General features: G+C 78.7%; 1 protein-coding gene. It reads right to left on the reverse strand.

Annotated features, from left to right (window positions below; all coding sequences use genetic code 11):
- Positions 1–54: 54 nt before the first annotated feature.
- Positions 55–3,265: hypothetical protein (locus ACFWU6_RS33575; RefSeq protein WP_383985260.1), on the reverse strand; the 3,211-nt coding region annotated here is incomplete at its 5' end.

Raw genomic sequence — 3,265 nt, forward strand, 5'->3', positions numbered from 1 at the left:
CCCGCGCACCGCGCGGGTGGCCGCGACCGGGGGCGGTCGGCGCCTCCGCGGGCGTCAGGACCGGCGGAACATCCGGGTGGCCGTGATCTCGCCGTGGATGGTCTCCGCCTCCGGGGACTGCTGCGGGAGGCCCGGGCGCAGGTGCTCCTCGACGCTGATGTACTTCAGGCCCGCCCGGAGGTCCGCGTCGTTGCGCAGCCGGATGACCAGCGGGAACTCGGCGAGGGCCGTGGTGTCGAACAGGCCGGTGGTGTAGAGGAGCTGGACGCCGAGCGCGTCCGAGACGGCCCGCTGGAGCTCCAGCAGGTAGGTGGCGTTCGCCCGCCCGATCGGGTTGTCGAGGAACAGCGTGCCGGCATGGCGGTGCTTGTCGCGGCCGCGGTCGTTGCTGCGCAGCGCGGCCATGGTGCAGTACAGCGCGATCGCGGCGGTCAGCAGCTGCCCGCCGGAGAACACGTCGCCCATCTGGCCCACCGGCACCCGCTCGGCCCGCAGCACCGCGTCCGGCTTGAGGATCTCGACGGAGATCCCCTTCGGCTCCAGCGCCGCCTGGACTCCCCGCAGGAGCAGGGACATGCCGTCGCGGCGGCCCTCGCCGAAGGAGGCGGTGCTGTTCTTCTTCACGGCCGCGCGGGTGGCCTCGTCGATGACCTCGCCGAGCCGCTCGGTGAGGGTGGCCTGGTCGGGCTCTTCGAAGCGGATGCGCAGGAACTCCTGGCCCGACCACTCCCCCAGGCCCTCGGGGAGCCGAGAGAGCCGCTGGGCGGAGCGGAGCGTGGCCAGGGCCGACTCGACCAGCCCGCGCAGCCGGTCGACGATGCTGTCCCGGTTGCGCTCCAGCTGGGCCAGCTCGTCGGTGAGGACGCGCAGCCGCGGCGCGAAGGCCGTGGCCCAGGCGGCGGCGTGCTCGGGCAGCGCGGAGGCAGGGAGCTCCCGGATCTGCTGGCGCGCGGGGGTGCGCACCTGCTCGTACCGGGTGGCGTTGGCGTGCCGTACGAGGACGTCGGCGGCCTCCCGCACGGCGGACTCGGCGGCCGAGAGGTCGGCCGCGCAGCCGCGCAGGGCCCGCCGGGTCTCGGTCGCCGACTGGCGGGCCTCCTCCAGGGTGCCGCGGTGGGGCGCGGGCTCCTGGTCCTCGTCGGGGTGGGTGTGGTCGCGCAGGAGGTCCCGCAGCAGGGCCGCGGTCTCCTCGAAGCCGCCCGCGCCCTCCTCGGCGGTGCGGTGGGCGCGCAGCAGGTCCGCGTGGGCGGCCCGGGCGCCCTCCACGGCCGCGGTGTGGGCGGCGAGCTGGGCGGTGGCCGTGCGCAGCAGGGCCTGGGCCTGTTCGACGTCCTCGGGGACCAGTTCCTCGGGCAGCTCGGTGTGGGCCTCGCCCTCGGCGGGGGCGTGGCGTTCGGCCTCGCCCCGGAGCCGGCCGAGCTGCTCGCTGGCGGTGGAGGCCCGGGTCTCCAGCATCTGCACGAGGGATTCGGCGCGGGCCGCGGCCGCCTGGCGGGAGGGGCCGTCGGCGCCGTCGGTGCCTTCGAGGAGCTGGGCGGCCCGGGTGCGGACCTTGTTGGTGAGGCGGTCCAGCTCGGCCAGGGCGGCGCTCTCGTCGCTCTCGGCGCGGGCCTGCTCGGCGCGCAGGTCGGCGCCGACGCCGACCTTCTCGTAGAGCTGGGAGGCGGCCCGGTAGGCCTCGCGCAGGTCGGGCAGCGGCGCCTTGGCCGTGCCGTCGTCCGCGGGGAGGGGGTCGGGGGCGCCGGCGATCTCGGCGCGCTCCGCGCGCAGCGCGCGGGCGGTGCGACGGGCGTCGTCGGCGGCGCGCTGCGCGGCCCGGCGGTCCTCGTCGGCGGCACGGGCCCGGTCCAGGCAGACCTCTGCGCGGGCCTCGGACTCCGCGGCCTCGTCGGCCAGTTCGCGGAGGCGGGCCTGCCATCCGGCGCGCTCGCGCAGCCGGAAGGCGAGGCCCGCGAGGGCGTCGGCGACCCGGCGGGCGCGCTGGGCGGTGTCCTGGCGCTCGTCGCGGACCCGGGCGGCATCGGCGGCGGCCTCGTCGGCCTCGGCGCGCACGGTACGGGCCTCGGCCAGCTCGGCGTCGGCCTCCTCGGCGAACGACCGGGCGGCGGCGGCCTGCCCGGCGAGCTCGGCGAGGCGGCCGGGCGGGCAGCCGGTGCGCCAGGAGGTGAGGCGGGCGGCGAGTTCGCGGTCGCCGGCGAGGCGGGCGGCGAGTTCGCGGATCTCGGTGTCGCGGGCGGTGGCACGGGCGCGCAGGGCCTGGCGCTCCTCGTCGGCGGCGTGCTCGTCGTGCATGGCCGGGTTCGGCGGCACGAGGAAGACGGCGGAGTCGGAGTCCCCGGCGGGCGGTACGGGTGCCAGCAGTGCGGCGGCCGTACCGACGGCCACGGTGGAGCGGGGCAGCAGGGCCGCCTGGGAGAGGACCGCGCGGGCCCGGGAGTGCGTGTCGGGGTCGGTGATGACGACGCCGTCGACGAGTTCGGGGCGGGCGGCGAGGACCGCGGCGTGGTCGGCGGGGTCCACGGACTGGGCGAGGTAGCGCCAGCCGGGGAGCGCCGGGATGCCCTGTTCGCCGAGGTACTCGACGGTGGCGAGGACGTCGGGGCCGGGCGGCAGCAGCCCGCCGTCACCGAGGGCGCCGAGGATGCGGGAGTCGTCGGCGGCGGCGGTGCGCAGGTCGAACAGGTGGCGCTCGGCGGACGCGACGCCGTCGGCCAGCAGGGCGCGCAGGTCGTCGGCGTTGCGGTCGAGGTCCTCGGCGGTCAGGCCGCCGGCGGGGGCCCCGGACGCCGCGGGCTCCGCGTCCGGTGCGCCGGAGTCCGCGCGCTGCTGCGGCAGGGCCGTGCCGGGGGCGGACGGCAGGCCCAGGAGCGCGGCCAGGCGGGGGGAGCCGGCGAGCGATAGCGCGGCGCGGGACTCCGCCTCGTGGGCGGCTTCGGCGGCGTCCGCGGCGTCGGCGGCGCGGGCCGCGGTCAGCTCGGCGCGGGACTCGGCGGCGGCGGCGTCGCGGGCCGCCTCGGCGGTGGTGCGGGCCGCCTCGCGGGCCTCGTCCCAGGCTGCCACGGCGGTCTTCTCGGCGTCGGTGGCGGCCAGGGCGGCGCGGGCCGGGTCGGCGTCGGGGGCGGTGTCGTCGAGCCACCCGGCCCGGACGGCCTCGGCGGTCTCCTGCTGGACCTCGCCGAGGCGTGCCCGCAGGTGTTCCGCCTCGCTGCGGGCGCGCTGGGCGGCCGTGGCGGCGGCGGTGGCGTCGCGGTGGGCGGCCTCGCCG

It is taken from the genome of Streptomyces sp. NPDC058674 (assembly GCF_042716505.1).
Lineage (GTDB): Bacteria > Actinomycetota > Actinomycetes > Streptomycetales > Streptomycetaceae > Streptomyces.